Here is a 16,542-nt window from a genome sequence, read left to right as displayed (position 1 = left end):
AATTGCTAGTAACTAGCCAACCAAGGATACGCAGAAGGGGCCATGCAGTGCAAAACGGCGCCGGCCCGGTCGATCGCCCCGGCGTTCAGGCTCCGCTGCCGGCGAGTGCGCGCCACAGGAAATGCTGGCTGCGGCTCTGCAGGGCCGCGGCCTGGCGGTTGTCCGAGGCGCCGGCATGGCCGCCTTCGAGGGCCTCATGGAACCAGACGTTGGGGATCCCCATCGCCTGCATGCGGGCAGCCATCTTCCGGGCCTGGACCGGCCCCACCCGGTCATCCGAGGTGGCGGTCCAGATGAACGTCTCCGGGTATTCCACGCCGTCCCGGAGCAGATGGTACGGCGAGAACGTCTTGATGAACTCCCACTGTTCGGGCACATCCGGGTCGCCGTATTCGGCGATCCAGGAGTAGCCGGCGGACAGCTTGGTGTAGCGGCGCATGTCCAGGAGCGGGACCCCGCAGGACACGGCCCCGAACAGCTCCGGGTACTGGGTGAGCATATTGCCCACCAGCAGGCCGCCGTTGGAGCCGCCCACGCAGCCCAGACGGTGGCGCGACGTGACGCCGCGGGAGATCAGGTCCCGTGCGACGGCGGCGAAATCCTCGTACGCCCGGTGCCGGTTCTCCTGCAGCGCGGCGCGGTGCCAGGACGGGCCGTATTCGCCGCCGCCGCGGATGTTCGCCACGACGTAGACGCCGCCACGCGTGTGCGGTCCGTCCCCGTCATGGCCGGCGGACTCCTCGGTGCGGCGTTCCAGCCAGGCGCGGCCGACCGCGCCGCTGTAGGCCGGCGTCCGGGAAATCTCGAAACCGCCGTAGCCGGAGAGCTGGGTGGGGTTCTGCCCGTCGAGCACCAGATCCTTGGACGCCACCTGGAAGTACGGCACCCGGGTGCCGTCCTTGGACACGGCGAAGTGCTGCTGGACCTCGTAGGCCTCGTCATTGAAGAACGACGGCGAGGAGCGGATCACCTCGTGCGTGCTGGCCACGCCGGCGTCAGCCCCGGAGCCACCGTCACGTTTGAGCGTCCCGCGGGTGAGGGTGCTCGGGGTCGTGAAGCCTGTGGCCACGAGCCAGAAGTCGTTCCCTGCGCCGGGGGCTTCCCCCTCCGACACCGCGGCGCCGCCGCCGGTACCGTCGTCGTCAGAGTCGTCGTTATCCGTGCCGTCGGCGCCGTCCTCGTCATCGACCGCGAAGGCGTTGACGTCGTGCAGCGGCGGGCAGGCGTCCAGCACGGTGGACGCCCAGGCCGCGTCCGTGCCGGGGCGCTGCGGATCCAGCACCCGGATCTCCGAGGAGACGTCGCGGAGCAGGTTCAGCAGCAGGAAGTCCCGCGTCCAGCTCCAGGACTGCAGCGAGGTGTGCCCGTCCGGGGTGAAGAGCACGGACAGCTCCCGGCTGCCGGCCAGGAAGTCCTCGAAACGGGCCGCGAGCAGCGCTCCTGCCGGGTACGTCCTACCGTTGACGCTCCAGTCCTTCTGCGGCCGGAACAGCAGCCATTCGCGGTGCGAGCTCAGGTTCACGTCGGCCGGAACGTCTATCTGCACCCACTCGCCGTCACGAAGCACCGAGGTGTTCTTCTCGAAGAAGCTGATCCAGTCCACGGCAAAGGTCCGTTCGAAGCCGGGCGTGGAGTCGTGGGCCACCAGGGCCATCATGTGGTGCTCGGGGATCTCGAACAGCCGCTCTGCGGTGGCCAGGGAACCGCCGCGGCGCAGCTTCACGCCGGTCCGGGCGTAGGAGGAGGTGGTGCTGGGCAGCCCTTCGGCCGTGGTGGCCACCAGGATCGTGTCCGCGTCGAGCCAGGAGGCGTTTCCCTTCGCCGTGGGCAGATCGAAGCCGCCGTCGGCCGGGTCCACGAAGCTGCGGCTCCCGACGTCGAACTCGCGGTGGCGGTTCGCGTCGCCGCCGTCGGGGGAGAGGGCCAGCAGGGCACGCCGGTGCGGCTCGCCCTGGGCCGGGCGGAGGAAGCTGGCGCCGTGGAAGACCCATTCCTGGCCCTCGGCTGCGGCCAGGGCGTCGACGTCCAAAAGGATGTCCCACTCCGGTGTTCCGCTGCGGTAGCTTTCCCAGCTGGTCCGGCGCCACAGCCCCTTGGGGTTGTCCCGGTCCTTCCAGAAGTTGTAGTACCAATCGCCGTGCTTGCCCACCATGGCAATCCGGTCCGTGGAGTCCAGTACTTCAAGGATGCTGCCCTCGAGCCGGGCATATTCGGCATTTTGCAGCAGATCCTCCGTCCTGGCGTTCTGTTCACGGACCCAGGCCAGTTGCTCCTCGCCGTAGATCTCCTCCAGCCAGATGTTCTCATCGACGGGTTCGGGGGCGGTTCCTGCACCGGCGGCGGGTCCGGACGGGTGGCCGGACGCGGGCGGGTGAACAGCTTCAGTGGTGGTCATCGTTCCATCCAAGCAACATCAGCGCGCGGCTAGCAAGTCAAGCGACCCTCGCCGATGCTCGGCGTCCGCCGGTCAGGCAGTATGCCGGTTGCCGATACGCTGGATGCCGTGGGCATATCGCAAAGCATCCGGACGGCACTGATAGGCGCCGGTCCCCGGGGCACGAGCGTGCTGGAGCGGCTGCTCGCCAACTGGGCGCCGGCCGGCCCGGACGCGACGCTCCACATCGATGTGGTTGATCCCTACCCCGCCGGCCCGGGCCATGTGTGGCAGCCCGGACAGTCCCGGCTTTACCTGATGAACACGCAGTCGTTCTACCCCACGATCGTTCCCGAGGACCCCGCGCTGGCGCCTCCGCTGGCCGGGGACACCTTTGACCGCTGGCGCGAACTGCAGCAGCGGCGTCCGCACCCTTCGCTGACCGCGGACGAACGTGCCGAGCTCGCCGCCCTGGGCTCCGCGGACTTCCCCAGCCGTGCCCTGTACGGCCGTTACCTCCGGTGCACGCTCGAGGAACTGCTCTCCGTGCTGCCCGCGGGGGTCACGGTGGAATTCCACGAGACGACGGCGGTCTCCGTCCGGCACGCGGCGGCCCCCGCGACCGCACCCCACGCCACGGCCGACGCCACGGCCGCGGCCGCGCCCGCCGCCGGGACCGGATCCCACGCCGGGACCGGGCATGACGGTGACCTGAACGGACGGGTGAGGTTCGACGTCGGGCTGGCGGGCGGGACGGTGCTTACCGTCGACTCGGTGGTGCTGGCTCTGGGCCATCTGGAATCGCGGCTGAGCCCGGAACAGCGGGAGCTGAAGGCCGCGGCGGAGGAGCTGGGGCTGCTGTACCTGCCGCCGGCCGCGCCGGCCGACGTCGACTGGTCCCGGGTGCCGGCCGCCAAGCCGGTGCTGGTGCGCGGCATGGGCCTGAATTTCTTCGACGTCATGGGCCAGCTGACCGAGGGGCGGGGAGGCACCTTCCTGACCGGGGACGACGGCGGGCTGAGCTACCGGCCGTCCGGCCTGGAACCGCTCATCATCGCCGCCTCGCGCCGCGGCACTCCGTACCGGGCCAAGGCCGCCCTGGCCGGGTATTACCCCTCCGCCGTGACGTTGCGGTACTGCACCGAAAGCGCGCTGGCGAGGTTCGGCGAGGCGGGGATTCAGCCCGCCTTCGACCACGACCTCTGGCCGCTCCTGCACCGCGACGCCGTGTGGGCGTACTACTCGACGCTCGCGCGCTCGCAGCCCGGCGCCATCCTGACCGATCCCACCGAGTTCCTGCGGGCGCTGGAGGAGGCGCTGCGCCCCCACGCGCACAGCGCGGCCAAATGGGAGGACGCGGTGGATTCCGCGATCGCGGTGCATGTCCGGCCCGCCCACCGGCTGGACCTGCTGGGCCTGGCGGCACCGCTGGCCGGCCGTTCCTTTGACTCCCGGGCGGAGCTGGACGCCGCCGTCGTCGAGTATCTTCTCGACGATGCCCGCCGCTCCGCGCTGGGGGAGGACGATCCGGTCAAGATGGCGATCGGAGCCCTGCACCACGGGCGGGCGGTGCTGAAGACGGCGGTGGCCGACGGCGGCATCACGGACGAGTCGTGGGTGGCAGGGCTGCGCGGCTGGTTCGAGTCGTTCGTCGAAGGCCTTGCCAGCGGCCCGCCCGCGCTGCGCGCCGAACAGCTGGCAGCGCTGGCGCGTGCCGGCGTCGTCCGGTTCGTCGGGCCGGATCCCAAGTTCGGCGTGGACCGCACGGCCGGGACCTTTACCGCGGCGTCACCGTGGGTGGGTGGCCATGGTTCTGGTTCTGGTTCTGGTTCTGGTTCTGGCTCTGGCTCTGGCTCTGGCGGCCGGGGCGCCGGCGGAACGGGCACCCGGGGGACAGGCGCCGGCGGGGCACAGGGCGAGGCCGTGGCGGCCGGTGCCCTGATTGAAGCGCTTGCGCCGGCGAACAGGGTTGCCGTCAACGTGTCGGCGCTGCTGGAACAGCTGTTCGCGGAGGGGCTGGTGCGGCCGCGCCTCATGATGACGGTGGAAGGGGTTCCGGTGCAGACCTCCGGCCTGGACGTTTCTCCGCACCCGTACCGGCCGCTGGGCTCAAACGGTTCCGTGACCGAGGGCCTCTATGTCCTCGGGCTGCAGCTCTCCGCGGCGCAGTGGGGGACCGCCATCGCGGCCGAGGCCCGGCAAAAGAACGGCCCCGCCTACCGCAGCGGCCAGCGCACCCTGCGCGACGCCGACGAGATAGCCCGCGGCATCCTGGGATCCTAGAATTCCCGGTCACGAAAAATGAGCATGCCCCACCCCCGGGCTGAGCACTGGACATAGTGGCAACATGTCCAGCGCTGCAGCCCAGGGGAGGGCATGCTCAGTGCTGAAAGGCTCTCTTACCGCGGCGCGTCCGGGTAGATGCTTCGGGTCTCGGTGCGTTCGTGGCGCACCGGGAGCCAGGAGCTGGGGTGCAGCTTCGGCAGGATCTTTGCCACCGCCAAGGCGCAATACATGACGGTATTGATGGCCACGAAGGTCGCCAGGATGGCGAACCATTCGGTGTGCAGGACCGACTCCGGAAGCAGAATACCGGTGGGGACGAGGGGGCTGACGGCGGGGATCATCCCTGTGCTTTCACGATCTCGGGGGCGGCCTCGTGGGTGAGGTGTTTCCAGTTGGCGGTGCGTCCCAGTGCGATGTCGATGATGCCTTTGACGTAGACGATGTTGAGGAACATGTCGAAGAGCAGCTCAGGGAACAACGCCACGGCCAGCAGGCGTGCCCGCCAGCCGCCCTTCCACACCGTGACGACGCGTTCCGTGATGAACACTGCGCCGAGGCCCAGCCAGAACGGGAACCAGATCCAGACATCGAGCGAGAACATCATGAGCAGGATGAGCAGGAGGTAGGCGCTCAGGGCAATGACGCCGTAGCCGATGCCGAGTTGCTGTGCCCAGTACCGGACGGTCTGCGGGGTCACGCCGTAGGCGCCGATGTTTTCCAGGGCGCCGCGTTGCCAGCGCAGGCGCTGGGACCAGAGGGTGCGCCAGCTGGGCATGAGTTCGGTGACCACCGTGCACTTGGCCGGCGAGATCATCAGGGCGCCGAGGGACTTCAGGGCGATTGTCAGCTCGTTGTCCTCAGTCAGGGCAACGGTGTCGTACACATCGCCGGGGTTGCCCGGAAGGGAGTCCCCGCGCTGCGCGGCGATCGTGCGCAGGGCGCGGGGCCGGAACATGGACGCGGTGCCGGTGAGCACGAAGACGCGGCCCCGGCGTCGGCGGATCTCGCGTCCGTAGCGGATGTATTCATTGCGCTGGAACTGCCCCAGCACGCCGTGGCCCTCCTCCCCGTAGAAGAGGCCGCCCACGGCCATGAGGGCCCGGTCGTCGGTGAAGCGTGCCACTGCGGCGGCCAGGAAGCCGTCGTCGAGGCTGGTGTCCGCGTCCATCACCATCACGACGTCGTTGTCGCCCTGGCCGGGCAGCAGCTGTTTAAGGGCCTGGTTCAGTGCGCCTGCCTTCTTCTTGGTGTTTCCGACGGACTCAATGACCTCGACGCCGGCCTGCCGGGCGAGCGCGGCCGTGCTGTCGGTGCAGTTGTCCGCGACCACGATGATGCGCCCCGGGCGGTGGGACTGGGTCAGGAGGGACGCGATCGTGGTGGGGAGCGACGCTTGTTCGTTGTGCGCCGGGATCAGCACCGTCACGGTCACGGGACCGGCATAGACCTCTCGCGTGTCCGCCATGACGATCCGCGGCGCAAGCGGGGCGGCCTGGGGATTCGCCGAACGGCGCGATTTATTGGTGATGCGGCGTTCCAGCAGCGCGATTCCGGCGGCCAGCAGGAGGGCGAGGGCAATTGCGGCGACAATATTGCGCAGAGCCGGCGCATCGGTGTTGTAGAGGACGTTCCAGACGCCCAGGACCAGTCCGTGGCTCGGCGACTCGTCAGCCCGCGGACCCCCGGCCGCGACCGCAAACCACAACAGCGCCGCTGCGCCGGCGGCGGCCAGTGCTATGACAATGCCAACCGCCCGATGAAACCTTCCCCTGCCCATTGGCCAGACATTACCAGTGTCTCCTGTGCACCGCCTGTCACGCTGGCCCCAGCGGTCACGAGCACGAAGACCCGGCCGCGGGAACGAACTGGGTCCCCGGCACCTCCGCCCCAACAAAGAATGAGCATGCCCCACCCCCGGGCTGAACACTGGACATATGGGTAATATGTCCCGTGCTGCAGCCCAGGGGAGGGCATGCTCACTGCTCAAAGGCTACGGAACTAGCCTTTGAAGCACTTCTGGTACTGGATCCAGGCGATCGAGCCAACGCCGCATCCAATTGACGGAGATGGCCGCTATCCGGGCGGGATAGCGGCCATCTGTGGCGAGTCGCGGCCCTTCGCCCTGGAGGCAGCCCGGGTCGCTGGGGCGGCCCTGGAGGCAGCGCGGGTGACACCGAAGTGACGAAGATGGCTGCTAAACGGGCGGGATAGCGGCCATCTGTGGCGAGTCGCGGCCTTGGACGTGCCGGCGCTGCAGGGACGTCGAAGATGGCTGCTAAAGCCCTGAGGTTATTCCGGGGCGCTCAGGACCCCTTCGGCTAGGCGGTCGGCTAGGCGTCCGCGGCGGACTGAGCCCCCTGTCCGGTGTCAGCCACGATCTTGAACATGGCGCCGGTGGGGTCGGCAAGGGTGGCAAGCCGTCCGAACGGGGTGTCGTCCGGCCCGTCGATCACCCGGGCGCCCATGGAAACGGCCTTCTCGATGGAGGCGTCAGCGTCCTCAACGGCGAAATAGACCTGCCAGTTGGACGGGACCTCGGCGGGGAGGTAGGCGGAGGCGTCCATGATCCCTGCTTTGGCGGCGTCTCCGGCACCCAGTGTCGTGTAGCGGAATTCCGGGGTGTCGCTCATGACGTCGGTGTCCCAGCCGAACACGTCCTGGTAGAACGTGACGGCGGTGGCGTAGTCCTTGGTGTGGAGCTCGTGCCAGGCCGGGGCGCCGGGCTCGGCCGCCAGCTCATAGCCCTTCATTTCTGCCGGCTGCCACACGCCGACCGACGCGCCGGTGGCGTCGGCGATCATGGCCATGCTGCCCTGCTCGAGGACGTCCATGGGCTGCATGTAGACCTGGCCGCCGTGCTCCGTCGCGGCCTTGACGGTGGCCGCGGCGTCCTCCGAGCGCAGGTACGTGCTCCATATGTCCGGCATGCCCGCCATCGAGTCGTCCTTCTGCATCATGCCGGCAACGGTTTTCCCGTCCTTCGCCGCCGTGATGTACCCGCCGTATTTTTCCTCGTCGCCGGTTTGGAAGGTCCAGCCGAAGAGCGTCCCGTAGAACGCCTTGGCTTTTTCGGTGTCCGAGGTCATCAGGTCGTTCCAGCATGGTGCGCCGTTGGTGTGTTCAGGTGTTGGCATTGCAGGCTCCTGCTCTGTCTGGCGGCACACGCGAGTTGCGGCCGCCGGATTCGTGTGGGTGGTGGAGACATCAGAGAGACTATGCCGGGGGACCGACGGTTTCAATGGTTCGGGCGGATTCGGTCTGTTTGTCCGACGGGGGGGCGCAGGGGCCGCGGGCCGCCGGGTCGTCCCGGCCGCGGCAGTGCTTCGTGGGCAGTGTTGCGTGGGCAGATCAGGGCGGATCGCCGTCGCGGATTCGCCCTGATCTGCCCGTGCTGGGCCCTGGCCCTGCACTGCGCCCGCCACGCGCCCCCTGCACTGCGCCCGCCCACGCGCTCGCCAGGGCTGTGGATAACCCGCCGTACGTCGGCCCGTCCTGTGGCCTAATGGGCGGATGACGACAGGGAAACCCCTGCCTGCTGAACTCGCGGCAAGCTCCTTCACCATCGGCGAAGCCCGGCTGCAGGGCCTCTCCCCATGGCGGGCCAAGGCCAAGGACCTCCACGTCCCCAGCCGCGGCATCCGGGTTCCCGCCGCCCGGGAGCAGTCGCTGCTGGCAAGGGCACGCCCATACACCCTGCTGGGCACACCGGACACCGTCAGCTTCTACTCCGCTGCAGCGATCCACTCCTTCAAACTCCCCGACAACCTGGCGGACACGCGGCTTCCGCTGTCGGCCCGGCTGCTGCACATGACCCGCAGCGGTTCCGCCGCACCCCGCCGGAAGGGGGTCATCGGTCACCGTTCCCCGCTCGCGCCGGACGACGTCGTGATCCTGGACCGGGTTCCGGTCACCTCCATACCGCGGACCCTGCTGGATTTGGCCGGGCCTGGGCCTGGATGACCTCGTGGTCATCGCCGACGATCTGGTCTGCGAACATACGCGGTATTACCACCCCCGGACCGCACGCCTGCCGCTCCCGGATCTCCTGGCCTACTCCGGCCGGCTCCATGGAGTGGCTGGCCTGCGGCTGCTTCGACAGGCTCTCGGTCTGGTTCGCATCGGCGTCGACTCTCCGCCCGAGACCCGGCTCCGCCTACTATTCGAACGGTCCGCGATGCCGGTCTTCGAACCGAACTACATCCTGGTGGACTCGCTGGAAACCCCTTTGTGGATCGATCTCGCCTGCCTGGATTACCGGCTGGCGGTGGAGTACGACGGCGGCCACCACCTGACGCCGGCCCAGCAGCAGTCCGATGCGCTGCGGAACGAACGCACCGTCAGCGCGGGGTGGCGACAGTTCGTGGTCAACAAGCTCGACGTCAGGAGCGGCGATGCCTGGGTGCTGATGCGCGTCCGCCGGGCCCTGATGGCGCAGGGCTGGCCTCGATGACCGGCCGCGGGAGAAGACATTCGGCTGCCCGGCTCCTGCGCGGGCAGATCAGGGCGAATAACGGCCGCGGATCCGCCCTGATCTGCCCGCGCGACGACTGAGCCCCCGGCCAGAGGGCGCAAAAATGCCCCCGGCTCTGCAGCAAGCGCAGGAGCCAGGGGCATTATTCGCGGAAGGTAAGAGATTCGAACTCTTGGTACGGGGTCACCGCACACTGGTTTTCAAGACCAGCTCCATCGGCCGCTCGGACAACCTTCCCTAACGAGTAGTGTTCCATAGGCAGTCGGCTGCCACAAAAAACGTGCGCGCGCTCGCGGACAGGGACGCTTCCCCCACATACTCTGGAGGAAGTGTCGCCGGATGCGGCCTGCCGCAGGCGCATTCCTGCACGACGTAAGTCACGACGTAAGTAAGGAATCGGGAGTTCTCCATGAAGGCTGTCTATATCTCCGAACCCGGGGGACCCGAGGCCCTGGAAGTCCGCGAGGTCCAGGCCCCGGAGCCCGGCCCCGGCGAGGTGCTGATCGACGTCGTCGCCGCAGGGCTCAACCGCGCGGACGTCCAGCAGCGCAAGGGACACTATCCGCCCCCGCCCGGCGCCTCGGAGATCCCCGGGCTGGAAGTTTCCGGCCGGATCGCAGGCTTCGGACCGGGCGTGACAAAGCCGTTCTCGGTGGGGGACAAGGTGGTGGCCCTGCTGGCCGGCGGGGGCTACGCCCAGCAGGTCGCCGTCCCCGCGGGTCAGGTCCTGAGGGTTCCCGACGGCGTCGACCTGGTCACGGCGGCCTCCCTGCCGGAGGTCGCGGCCACAGTCTATTCCAACCTGATCATGACCGCCCAGCTGCAGCCGGGCGAGACCGTGCTCATCCACGGGGCCACGGGCGGCATCGGCACCATGGCCATCCAGCTCGCGAAGGCCTTCGGGGCCGTTGTGGCCACGACGGCGGGCACCGCCGAGAAGGTCGGCACCGCGAAGGCTTTCCTCGGTGCGGACATCGCGATCAACTATGCCGAGGAGGACTTCCCGGAGAGCCTGCGCGCCCAGAACGGCGGGAAGGGCGCGGACGTCATCCTCGACGTCGTCGGGGCCAAATATCTCAGCCAGAACGTCGACGCCCTGGCCGACTACGGACGGCTCGTGGTGATCGGGCTGCAGGGCGGGGCCAAGGGCGAGCTGGACCTCGGCCAGCTCCTCAGGAAGCGCGCCGCAATCATTGCGACGGCGCTTCGCCCGAGGCCGGTCGAGGAAAAGTCCGTGATCATGAACGCGGTGCGCGACGCCGTCTGGCCGCTGCTGGCCGACGGGCGGATCCGGCCGCTCGTGGCGAAGACATTCCCGCTGGACCAGGTCCAGGCCGCACACCGCTACTTCGACTCAGGCGACCATGTCGGCAAGATCCTCCTGGTGATGTAGGCGGTACCGGCCGGCCTCTGCCAACTTATGCTTCGAGTGGCATACGTTTTTGCTTCCGGGCCCTAAATGACGGTACTGTGATCCCATACGCGGTATACACGCGTCTTGGGGCGCGTGTATGCTGTCGTCCCCGCTACCTCCGGGAGCATCATGTCGATCCGCCACAGCCTCCTCGCACTGCTGCAGGACCGCCCGCGCTACGGGTACCAGCTCAGGATTGAGTTCGAGGACAGGACGGGTGCGTCCTGGCCCCTGAACATCGGTCAGGTGTACACCACTCTGGATCGGCTGGAACGTGACGGCCTGGTCCGCAACGAGGGCGCCGACGGCGAAGGCCACGTGATCTACAACATCACCCCCGACGGCCTGGCCGAAGTCCGCGGCTGGTTCACCGCTCCGGTTTCCCGGGCCTCGCCGCCACGGAATGAGCTGGCCATCAAACTGGCACTGGGGCTGACGCTCACCGGGGTGGACGTCGGCGCCATCATCCAGGCCCAGCGCGGTGTCTCGATCAGGGCGCTGCAGGACTACACCAAGGCCCGGCGGGACACCGTGGCCCAGCACCGCCCGGCCGACACCGCACGGCTCCTTGTCTTGGATTCGCTCATCTTCCAGACCGAAGCCGAAGTCCGCTGGCTCGATCTCTGCGAGGCCCGGCTGATGCAGTTGGCCAACCCGCCGCGATAGCCCCGGTGCCGTTCCCCGCGGTATTCTATACCTACCGTTCATCGCCGTCTCCGGGCCGCCTGGCGCACAGCCACCGCACAGCCACACCCATGCAGTTGCCGGCTTGGTAGGGTCCCTTGGGGCGGATCCGTACAGTGGATTTGTCCGGCTGGGGTTTCTCAAGGAGGAGACATGGGCACAATGCCAGATGGCACGCCAAAAACCGTACAGGTCGATGACGGCATCACGCCGGATCCGGCGCTGCCGCCCACGGCCGTGGACGACTCCGTCGGCGAAGCCGAAGAGCGCAAATGGACGCCTGCCAAGATCGCGATCTGGGTGGCAATCTCCCTGCTGGGCGCCGTGGCCTGGTTCATGCTCGCCATTGTCCGCGGCGAAACCGTCAACGCGATCTGGTTCGTCTTCGCAGCCGTCTGCACCTACCTCATCGGTTACCGCTTCTACTCCAAGTTCATTGAGCGCTACCTGCTCAAGCCGAACGACCGCCGCGCCACCCCGGCCGAGTACAAGGCCGACGGCAAGGACTACGTCCGGACGGACCGCAACGTCCTCTTCGGCCACCATTTCGCCGCCATCGCCGGCGCCGGCCCGCTGGTGGGCCCCATCATCGCAGCCCAGATGGGGTACCTCCCGGGCACCATCTGGATCATCATCGGCGTCGTACTGGCCGGTGCCGTCCAGGACTACCTGGTCATGTTCTTCTCCATGCGCCGCGGCGGACGCTCCCTGGGCCAGATGGCCCGCGAGGAACTCGGCGTCATCGGCGGCACCGCCGCGCTGGTCGCCACCCTGCTGATCATGGTGATCATTGTCGCCATCCTGGCCCTCGTCGTCGTGAACGCGCTGGCCGAGAGCCCCTGGGGTGTCTTCTCCGTCGGCATGACCATCCCGATCGCGCTCTTCATGGGTGTGTACCTGCGCTTCATCCGGCCCGGGAAGATCATGGAAGTGTCCCTGATCGGCTTCGTGCTGCTGATGGCGGCCATCATCGGCGGCGGCGCCGTTGCCGGGACCGAGTGGGGTGCCGCGCTCTTTACCCTGGACAAGGTGACCCTCGCCTGGGCCCTCATCGTCTACGGCTTCATCGCGGCCATCCTGCCGGTCTGGCTGCTGCTGGCCCCGCGTGACTACCTCTCCACCTTCATGAAGATCGGTGTCATTGTGATGCTGGCGCTGGCCGTCATCGTGGTCCGCCCGGAAATCACCGTCCCGGCCTTCAGCGAATTCGCCAGCCGGGACAACGGTCCGGTCTTCCCGGGTGCCCTGTTCCCGTTCCTGTTCGTCACCATTGCGTGCGGCGCCCTCTCCGGCTTCCACGCCCTGATCTCCTCCGGCACAACGCCGAAGCTCATCGAGAAGGAACGCCAGAGCCGCTACATCGGTTACGGCGGCATGCTGATGGAGTCCTTCGTGGCGATCATGGCCCTCGTGGCCGCGATCTCGATCGACCGCGGACTGTACTTCGCCATGAACGCTCCGGCCGCGCTCACCGGTGGGACCGCGGAATCGGCCGCCGGCTGGGTCAACAGCCTCGGCCTGTCCGGCGTGAACATCAGCCCCAGCCTGCTCACGGAGACGGCAGCCAACGTCGGCGAGGAAAGCATCATCTCCCGCACCGGCGGCGCGCCCACCCTGGCTGTGGGGCTTGCACACATCATGCAGCAGTTCATTGGCGGCACCGCCCTGATGAGCTTCTGGTACCACTTCGCCATCATGTTCGAGGCGCTGTTCATCCTGACCGCGGTCGACGCCGGTACCCGCGTTGCCCGCTTCATGCTGCAGGACTCGATCGGCAACTTCATCCCGAAGTTCAAGGAACACTCCTGGCGCCCGGGGGCCTGGTTCGCCACCGCCGTCATGGTCGCTGCCTGGGGTGCAGTGCTGCTGATGGGAGTCACGGACCCGTTGGGCGGCATCAACACGCTGTTCCCGTTGTTCGGCATCGCCAATCAGCTGCTTGCCGCCATCGCCCTGTCCGTCTGCCTCGCCATCGTGGCGAAGCGCGGCTCCTTCAAGTACCTGTGGATCGTGGCGCTCCCGATGGCCTTCGCAGCCGTCGTGACCATCACGGCCAGCTACCAGAAGATCTTCTCCTCCACCCCGGCCGTGGGCTACTTCGCCAACAACGCGGCGTTCTCCAAGGCCCTCGCGGAAGGCAAGACCTCCTTCGGCACGGCCAAGACGGTCCCCGCCATGGAAGCCGTGGTGCGCAACACCGCGATCCAGGGCTGGCTCTCTGTCATCTTCGTGGTGCTCAGCATCATCGTCATCGCGATGGCCCTTGTGGCCACGTACACGGCATTCCGCAACGCCAGGGCCGGCGTGGCCAACAGGGACAACGAGGACCCCGCGCTGCCGTCCCGCGTCTTCGCCCCGGCGGGCCTGATCCCCACTCCGGACGAGCGCGCGCTCATGGCCGAATGGAACAAGCTGCCGGCTGACAAGCGGTTCGAAAAGGCCGCGCACCACTGATGCGGAGAATGAGATGAACGCGGTGGTTGAGGGATTCCGGGGATTCGCCCGGTACCTGGGCGGTGTGATGGGCGCGGATGCATACGCGAAATACCTGGAACACCACGCTGTCTCCGAGCACGGCGACCCGCCGCTGACGGAGCGGGAGTTCTGGCGGGACCATACGGACCGCCAGGACAGCAACCCGCAGGGCCGGTGCTGCTGACCCCGGATCCCTGACCGGGGTGCGCTGATTCGGCTGCCGCGTTCCGGAGGACGCCGTCGTGCACAATAGTGCCCGACGGCGTCCTCCGCCGTTGGTGCGACCCTGCGGTTTCGCGGATACAGCGGCCGGCAGGTTTCCGGACCGGCGCGTGAGAGTATGAAGCCATGAGCGATCCGAACGCCGCGCAACCTGCCGAAGACGTTCCCGTCGAGGGCACCACCCTGGACGTGGCCGCGCCCTTGGCCGACAAACCGCGGACGCCGCAGCCCGGGCCGGCCTCGTCCGAGCACCTTAGGGGCACCCAGCTGCAGGACCTGGTGGACCAACCCGCGAAGGTCATGCGGATCGGCACCATGGTCAAGCAGCTGCTGGACGAAGTGAAGTCCGCGCCCCTGGATGACGCGGCACGGACCCGGCTTGCCGCAATCCATGAACGCTCGATCAAGGAGCTCGAGGACGGCCTCGCTCCGGAGCTTGTCGAGGAGCTTGAACGGCTCAACCTGCCCTTCTCGGATGACGCCACTCCATCGGACGCTGAACTGCGGATTGCCCAAGCCCAGCTGGTCGGCTGGCTCGAAGGACTCTTCCACGGCATTCAGACGGCCATCGCGGCGCAGCACGCCGCCAGGGAGCATACCTTCGCGCAGATGCAGCTCCGCCAGTTGCCGCCCGGAACGGTGATCGCACCCGGTGTCATCATCGGGGAGAACGGTGAACCCCAGCGGGCCGCCGCGTCCAGGCCCGGGGCGGCACCATCCGAGCCTCCCGGGCCCGCTGATCCGGACCACGGCCCCGGCCAGTACCTCTAGGGCACCCTTGGGATTCTTCAGGACCGCCCTGCAGGGAAAGAAGGACGACGCCGAACTCGGTAAGGGCCTCTGGCGGCGGGCCCACGACCGCTTCATACGCGGACTGGACCGTTATCACCAGGTCTTGGAAGGCGTGGAGGATGAAGCGCTCTATGCCGAACTCGTGGACGTCGCCAACGAGCTGTCCGAACTCGCTGTTCGGGTCCGGAGGGTCTGCGTCGAGGCCCAGAGGCGCTCGCCCAGTGACGGCCTCGACATCCCCGGGGCGCTGGCCGGCGTCCACCGCTCGCTATCCACCGCAGGCAACTCCCTCGCCACTACGGCAGAGGCGGCGGCGATGCTCCGGCTCGCCGTCGGGCCCGTCCAGGCCGGCGCGGTGTCGGTCAGGCGGCGGGCCGAATCGGTGCTGGAACACGTCTGCGATGCCGAAAGGCGTCTGGCCGAAGCCACCGCAGGGGACTGAGACCTCCGGCGCCGCGGCGCCGCCGCCGGTATTCCCGGTTACGCGGCTAGCTTAGCTCTGCCTCTGCTCTGGCCGGACCGCACGGAAATTGGCAGAGTAGTCGGATGACTTCTTCTCCGGTACTGACATTCAATGACGGCAACACCATTCCCCAGCTCGGCTACGGCGTGTGGCAGGTTGAAGACGATGTAGCCGAAAAGGTGGTTGCCCAGGCCTTCGAGGCCGGCTTCCGCCACATTGACACCGCGAAGATCTACGGCAACGAAGCAGGAGTCGGCCGCGCGATCGGGCGCTCCGGCCTCAAGCCCGAGGAAATCTTCATCACCACCAAGCTGTGGAACGCGGACCAGGGCTACGAGTCCACGCTTCAGGCCTTCGAGGCCTCCATGGAACGGCTCGGCCTCGAGTCCCTGGATCTGTACCTGATCCACTGGCAGCAGCCGAAGCAGGACAAGTACGTGAACACCTGGAAGGCGCTCATCGAGCTGCAGAAGCAGGGTCGCGTGAAGACCATCGGCGTCTCCAACTTCACCAAGGAAGGCCTGCAGCGCCTGATCGACGAGACCGGCGTTGTTCCGGCCATCAACCAGGTCGAACTGCACCCGTTCTTCAACCAGGCCGAGCTGCGTGAGTTCAATGCCTCCAAGGGGATCCTCACCCAGGCCTGGTCACCGCTGGGCCAGGGCGGCGAGCTGCTGGACAGCCCCGTGATCGCCCAGATCGCGGCCAAGCACAACGCCAAGCCTGCTCAGGTCGTCATCGCCTGGCACCTCGCCATCGGCAACGTCGTCATCCCCAAGTCCGTGACCGAGTCCCGGATCCGCGAGAACTACGCGGCGCTGGATGTCACGCTGGATGAGACCGACGTGCAGGCCATCAACGGCCTGGACAACTCGGCAGAGGGTGCCGGACGGATCGGCGCCGACCCTGCAGTCTCCGACTTCGCCTAGGCGCTCCGACTCCGCCTTAGCGAATGCCTCGGCTCCGCCGCCTGGACCAACCCGGCGGCTGACGCCGGAACCGCGGCAGGGCCTTCACCCGTTCCGGGCGGGGGCCCTTCCTGCTGGACAGCTCGCCCGCCGGATGGACCGCCCGCCGGATGGACCGCCCGCCGGATGGACGGCTGGCCCGATCGACGGACCGCCCGCCGGATGGACGGCTCAGGCGGCCTTTCAGGCTGCCTTCTTATGTTGCAGAAGGGGCACGGTGTCGATGATGGCCCAGCCGTCCTCGTCTGCAACACGCCGGCTCGCGAAGCGCTCCGCATCGGCGGCGTCGTCGAAAGCCTCGGTGCGGATGCGGCCGCAGTCGGTGTCCAGATAGGTCACTTCAAAGTACTGGTTCGTTTCCATGAATTAAGTGTGCAACCGGCCTCCGACAGT

Annotated in this window: 15 protein-coding genes and 1 tRNA gene; 10 read left to right on the top strand and 6 right to left on the bottom strand. The window is 67.8% G+C overall.

Translation table 11 applies throughout. The annotated features are described in order from the left end of the window. Positions 1-85 precede the first annotated feature (85 nt). Positions 86-2,395: a prolyl oligopeptidase family serine peptidase gene (locus tag ABIB26_RS09975; RefSeq protein WP_354242070.1), complete on the bottom strand. Its 2,310-nt coding sequence runs from the start codon at positions 2,393-2,395 to the stop codon at positions 86-88. An 81-nt stretch (positions 2,396-2,476) separates the two neighbouring features. Here ABIB26_RS09975 and ABIB26_RS09970 point away from each other — a divergent pair, with 81 nt between their 5' ends. Then, positions 2,477-4,657, top strand: coding sequence for an FAD/NAD(P)-binding protein (locus tag ABIB26_RS09970; protein WP_502913649.1), 2,181 nt, complete (start codon positions 2,477-2,479; stop codon positions 4,655-4,657). Between the two features lie 116 nt (positions 4,658-4,773). Here ABIB26_RS09970 and ABIB26_RS09965 read toward each other — a convergent pair whose 3' ends face one another. The 3 genes from ABIB26_RS09965 to ABIB26_RS09955 form a co-directional block, all read right to left on the bottom strand. Further along, positions 4,774-5,001 carry a hypothetical protein gene (locus ABIB26_RS09965; protein ID WP_354242068.1) on the bottom strand — a complete coding sequence of 76 codons (228 nt, stop codon included), beginning with the start codon at positions 4,999-5,001 and terminating at the stop codon, positions 4,774-4,776. Then, the gene (locus tag ABIB26_RS09960) at positions 4,998-6,437 is read right to left on the bottom strand and encodes a glycosyltransferase family 2 protein (protein WP_354242065.1); all 1,440 of its coding nucleotides are present in this window, start codon (positions 6,435-6,437) and stop codon (positions 4,998-5,000) included. Before ABIB26_RS09960 ends, ABIB26_RS09965 begins: the two co-directional genes overlap by 4 nt. A gap of 553 nt (positions 6,438-6,990) precedes the next feature. Next, the gene (locus ABIB26_RS09955) at positions 6,991-7,794 is read right to left on the bottom strand and encodes a VOC family protein (RefSeq protein WP_354242062.1); all 804 of its coding nucleotides are present in this window, start codon (positions 7,792-7,794) and stop codon (positions 6,991-6,993) included. 376 nt (positions 7,795-8,170) lie between these two features. Between ABIB26_RS09955 and ABIB26_RS09950 the strand changes: the two genes are divergently transcribed. Together ABIB26_RS09950 and ABIB26_RS09945 are read left to right on the top strand one after the other, a co-directional pair. Continuing rightward, the gene (locus ABIB26_RS09950; protein ID WP_354242059.1) at positions 8,171-8,620 is read left to right on the top strand and encodes a hypothetical protein; all 450 of its coding nucleotides are present in this window, start codon (positions 8,171-8,173) and stop codon (positions 8,618-8,620) included. 4 nt (positions 8,621-8,624) lie between these two features. Next, complete coding sequence (locus tag ABIB26_RS09945) at positions 8,625-9,110, top strand: endonuclease domain-containing protein (protein ID WP_354242057.1); 486 nt, start codon at positions 8,625-8,627, stop codon at positions 9,108-9,110. A 170-nt stretch (positions 9,111-9,280) separates the two neighbouring features. On the opposite strand, the gene ABIB26_RS09940 is transcribed toward ABIB26_RS09945, so the two are convergent. Next, positions 9,281-9,368, bottom strand: a tRNA-Ser gene (locus ABIB26_RS09940). A gap of 172 nt (positions 9,369-9,540) precedes the next feature. On the opposite strand from ABIB26_RS09940, the gene ABIB26_RS09935 reads away from it, so the two are divergent. The 7 genes from ABIB26_RS09935 to ABIB26_RS09905 all read left to right on the top strand — a co-directional run bounded on the left by ABIB26_RS09935 (position 9,541) and on the right by ABIB26_RS09905 (position 16,110). Continuing rightward, positions 9,541-10,524: an NAD(P)H-quinone oxidoreductase gene (locus ABIB26_RS09935; protein ID WP_354242054.1), complete on the top strand. Its 984-nt coding sequence runs from the start codon at positions 9,541-9,543 to the stop codon at positions 10,522-10,524. 150 nt (positions 10,525-10,674) lie between these two features. Beyond that, on the top strand, positions 10,675-11,211 hold the full coding sequence (locus tag ABIB26_RS09930) for a PadR family transcriptional regulator (protein WP_354242052.1): 537 nt from the start codon (positions 10,675-10,677) through the stop codon (positions 11,209-11,211). A 171-nt stretch (positions 11,212-11,382) separates the two neighbouring features. After that, the gene (locus tag ABIB26_RS09925; protein ID WP_354242049.1) at positions 11,383-13,683 is read left to right on the top strand and encodes a carbon starvation CstA family protein; all 2,301 of its coding nucleotides are present in this window, start codon (positions 11,383-11,385) and stop codon (positions 13,681-13,683) included. Between the two features lie 13 nt (positions 13,684-13,696). Next, on the top strand, positions 13,697-13,888 hold the full coding sequence (locus ABIB26_RS09920; RefSeq protein ID WP_354242046.1) for a YbdD/YjiX family protein: 192 nt from the start codon (positions 13,697-13,699) through the stop codon (positions 13,886-13,888). A gap of 164 nt (positions 13,889-14,052) precedes the next feature. Continuing rightward, positions 14,053-14,697 carry a bacterial proteasome activator family protein gene (locus ABIB26_RS09915; RefSeq protein WP_354242043.1) on the top strand — a complete coding sequence of 215 codons (645 nt, stop codon included), beginning with the start codon at positions 14,053-14,055 and terminating at the stop codon, positions 14,695-14,697. Between the two features lie 7 nt (positions 14,698-14,704). Then, positions 14,705-15,160 carry a hypothetical protein gene (locus ABIB26_RS09910; RefSeq protein ID WP_354242040.1) on the top strand — a complete coding sequence of 152 codons (456 nt, stop codon included), beginning with the start codon at positions 14,705-14,707 and terminating at the stop codon, positions 15,158-15,160. A gap of 104 nt (positions 15,161-15,264) precedes the next feature. Further along, the gene (locus ABIB26_RS09905) at positions 15,265-16,110 is read left to right on the top strand and encodes an aldo/keto reductase (RefSeq protein ID WP_354242037.1); all 846 of its coding nucleotides are present in this window, start codon (positions 15,265-15,267) and stop codon (positions 16,108-16,110) included. 222 nt (positions 16,111-16,332) lie between these two features. On the opposite strand, the gene ABIB26_RS09900 is transcribed toward ABIB26_RS09905, so the two are convergent. Then, complete coding sequence (locus ABIB26_RS09900; protein ID WP_354242034.1) at positions 16,333-16,512, bottom strand: hypothetical protein; 180 nt, start codon at positions 16,510-16,512, stop codon at positions 16,333-16,335. Positions 16,513-16,542: the final 30 nt, after the last annotated feature.

The organism is Arthrobacter sp. UYEF20 (assembly GCF_040546335.1).
Classification (GTDB): domain Bacteria; phylum Actinomycetota; class Actinomycetes; order Actinomycetales; family Micrococcaceae; genus Arthrobacter.
The sequence above is the reverse complement of the archived record's forward strand: the minus strand, read 5'-3'. Positions and strand labels throughout refer to the sequence as shown.

Bases quoted from the DNA above. Each gene is read 5' to 3' on its own strand.
- ABIB26_RS09975 (WP_354242070.1), bottom strand. From the start codon at position 2,395: ATGACCACCACTGAAGCTGTTCACCCGCCCGCGTCCGGCCACCCGTCC.
- ABIB26_RS09970 (WP_502913649.1), top strand. From the start codon at position 2,477: ATGCCGGTTGCCGATACGCTGGATGCCGTGGGCATATCGCAAAGCATC.
- ABIB26_RS09965 (WP_354242068.1), bottom strand. From the start codon at position 5,001: ATGATCCCCGCCGTCAGCCCCCTCGTCCCCACCGGTATTCTGCTTCCG.
- ABIB26_RS09960 (WP_354242065.1), bottom strand. From the start codon at position 6,437: ATGGGCAGGGGAAGGTTTCATCGGGCGGTTGGCATTGTCATAGCACTG.
- ABIB26_RS09955 (WP_354242062.1), bottom strand. From the start codon at position 7,794: ATGCCAACACCTGAACACACCAACGGCGCACCATGCTGGAACGACCTG.
- ABIB26_RS09950 (WP_354242059.1), top strand. From the start codon at position 8,171: ATGACGACAGGGAAACCCCTGCCTGCTGAACTCGCGGCAAGCTCCTTC.
- ABIB26_RS09935 (WP_354242054.1), top strand. From the start codon at position 9,541: ATGAAGGCTGTCTATATCTCCGAACCCGGGGGACCCGAGGCCCTGGAA.
- ABIB26_RS09930 (WP_354242052.1), top strand. From the start codon at position 10,675: ATGTCGATCCGCCACAGCCTCCTCGCACTGCTGCAGGACCGCCCGCGC.
- ABIB26_RS09925 (WP_354242049.1), top strand. From the start codon at position 11,383: ATGGGCACAATGCCAGATGGCACGCCAAAAACCGTACAGGTCGATGAC.
- ABIB26_RS09920 (WP_354242046.1), top strand. From the start codon at position 13,697: ATGAACGCGGTGGTTGAGGGATTCCGGGGATTCGCCCGGTACCTGGGC.
- ABIB26_RS09915 (WP_354242043.1), top strand. From the start codon at position 14,053: ATGAGCGATCCGAACGCCGCGCAACCTGCCGAAGACGTTCCCGTCGAG.
- ABIB26_RS09905 (WP_354242037.1), top strand. From the start codon at position 15,265: ATGACTTCTTCTCCGGTACTGACATTCAATGACGGCAACACCATTCCC.
- ABIB26_RS09900 (WP_354242034.1), bottom strand. From the start codon at position 16,512: ATGGAAACGAACCAGTACTTTGAAGTGACCTATCTGGACACCGACTGC.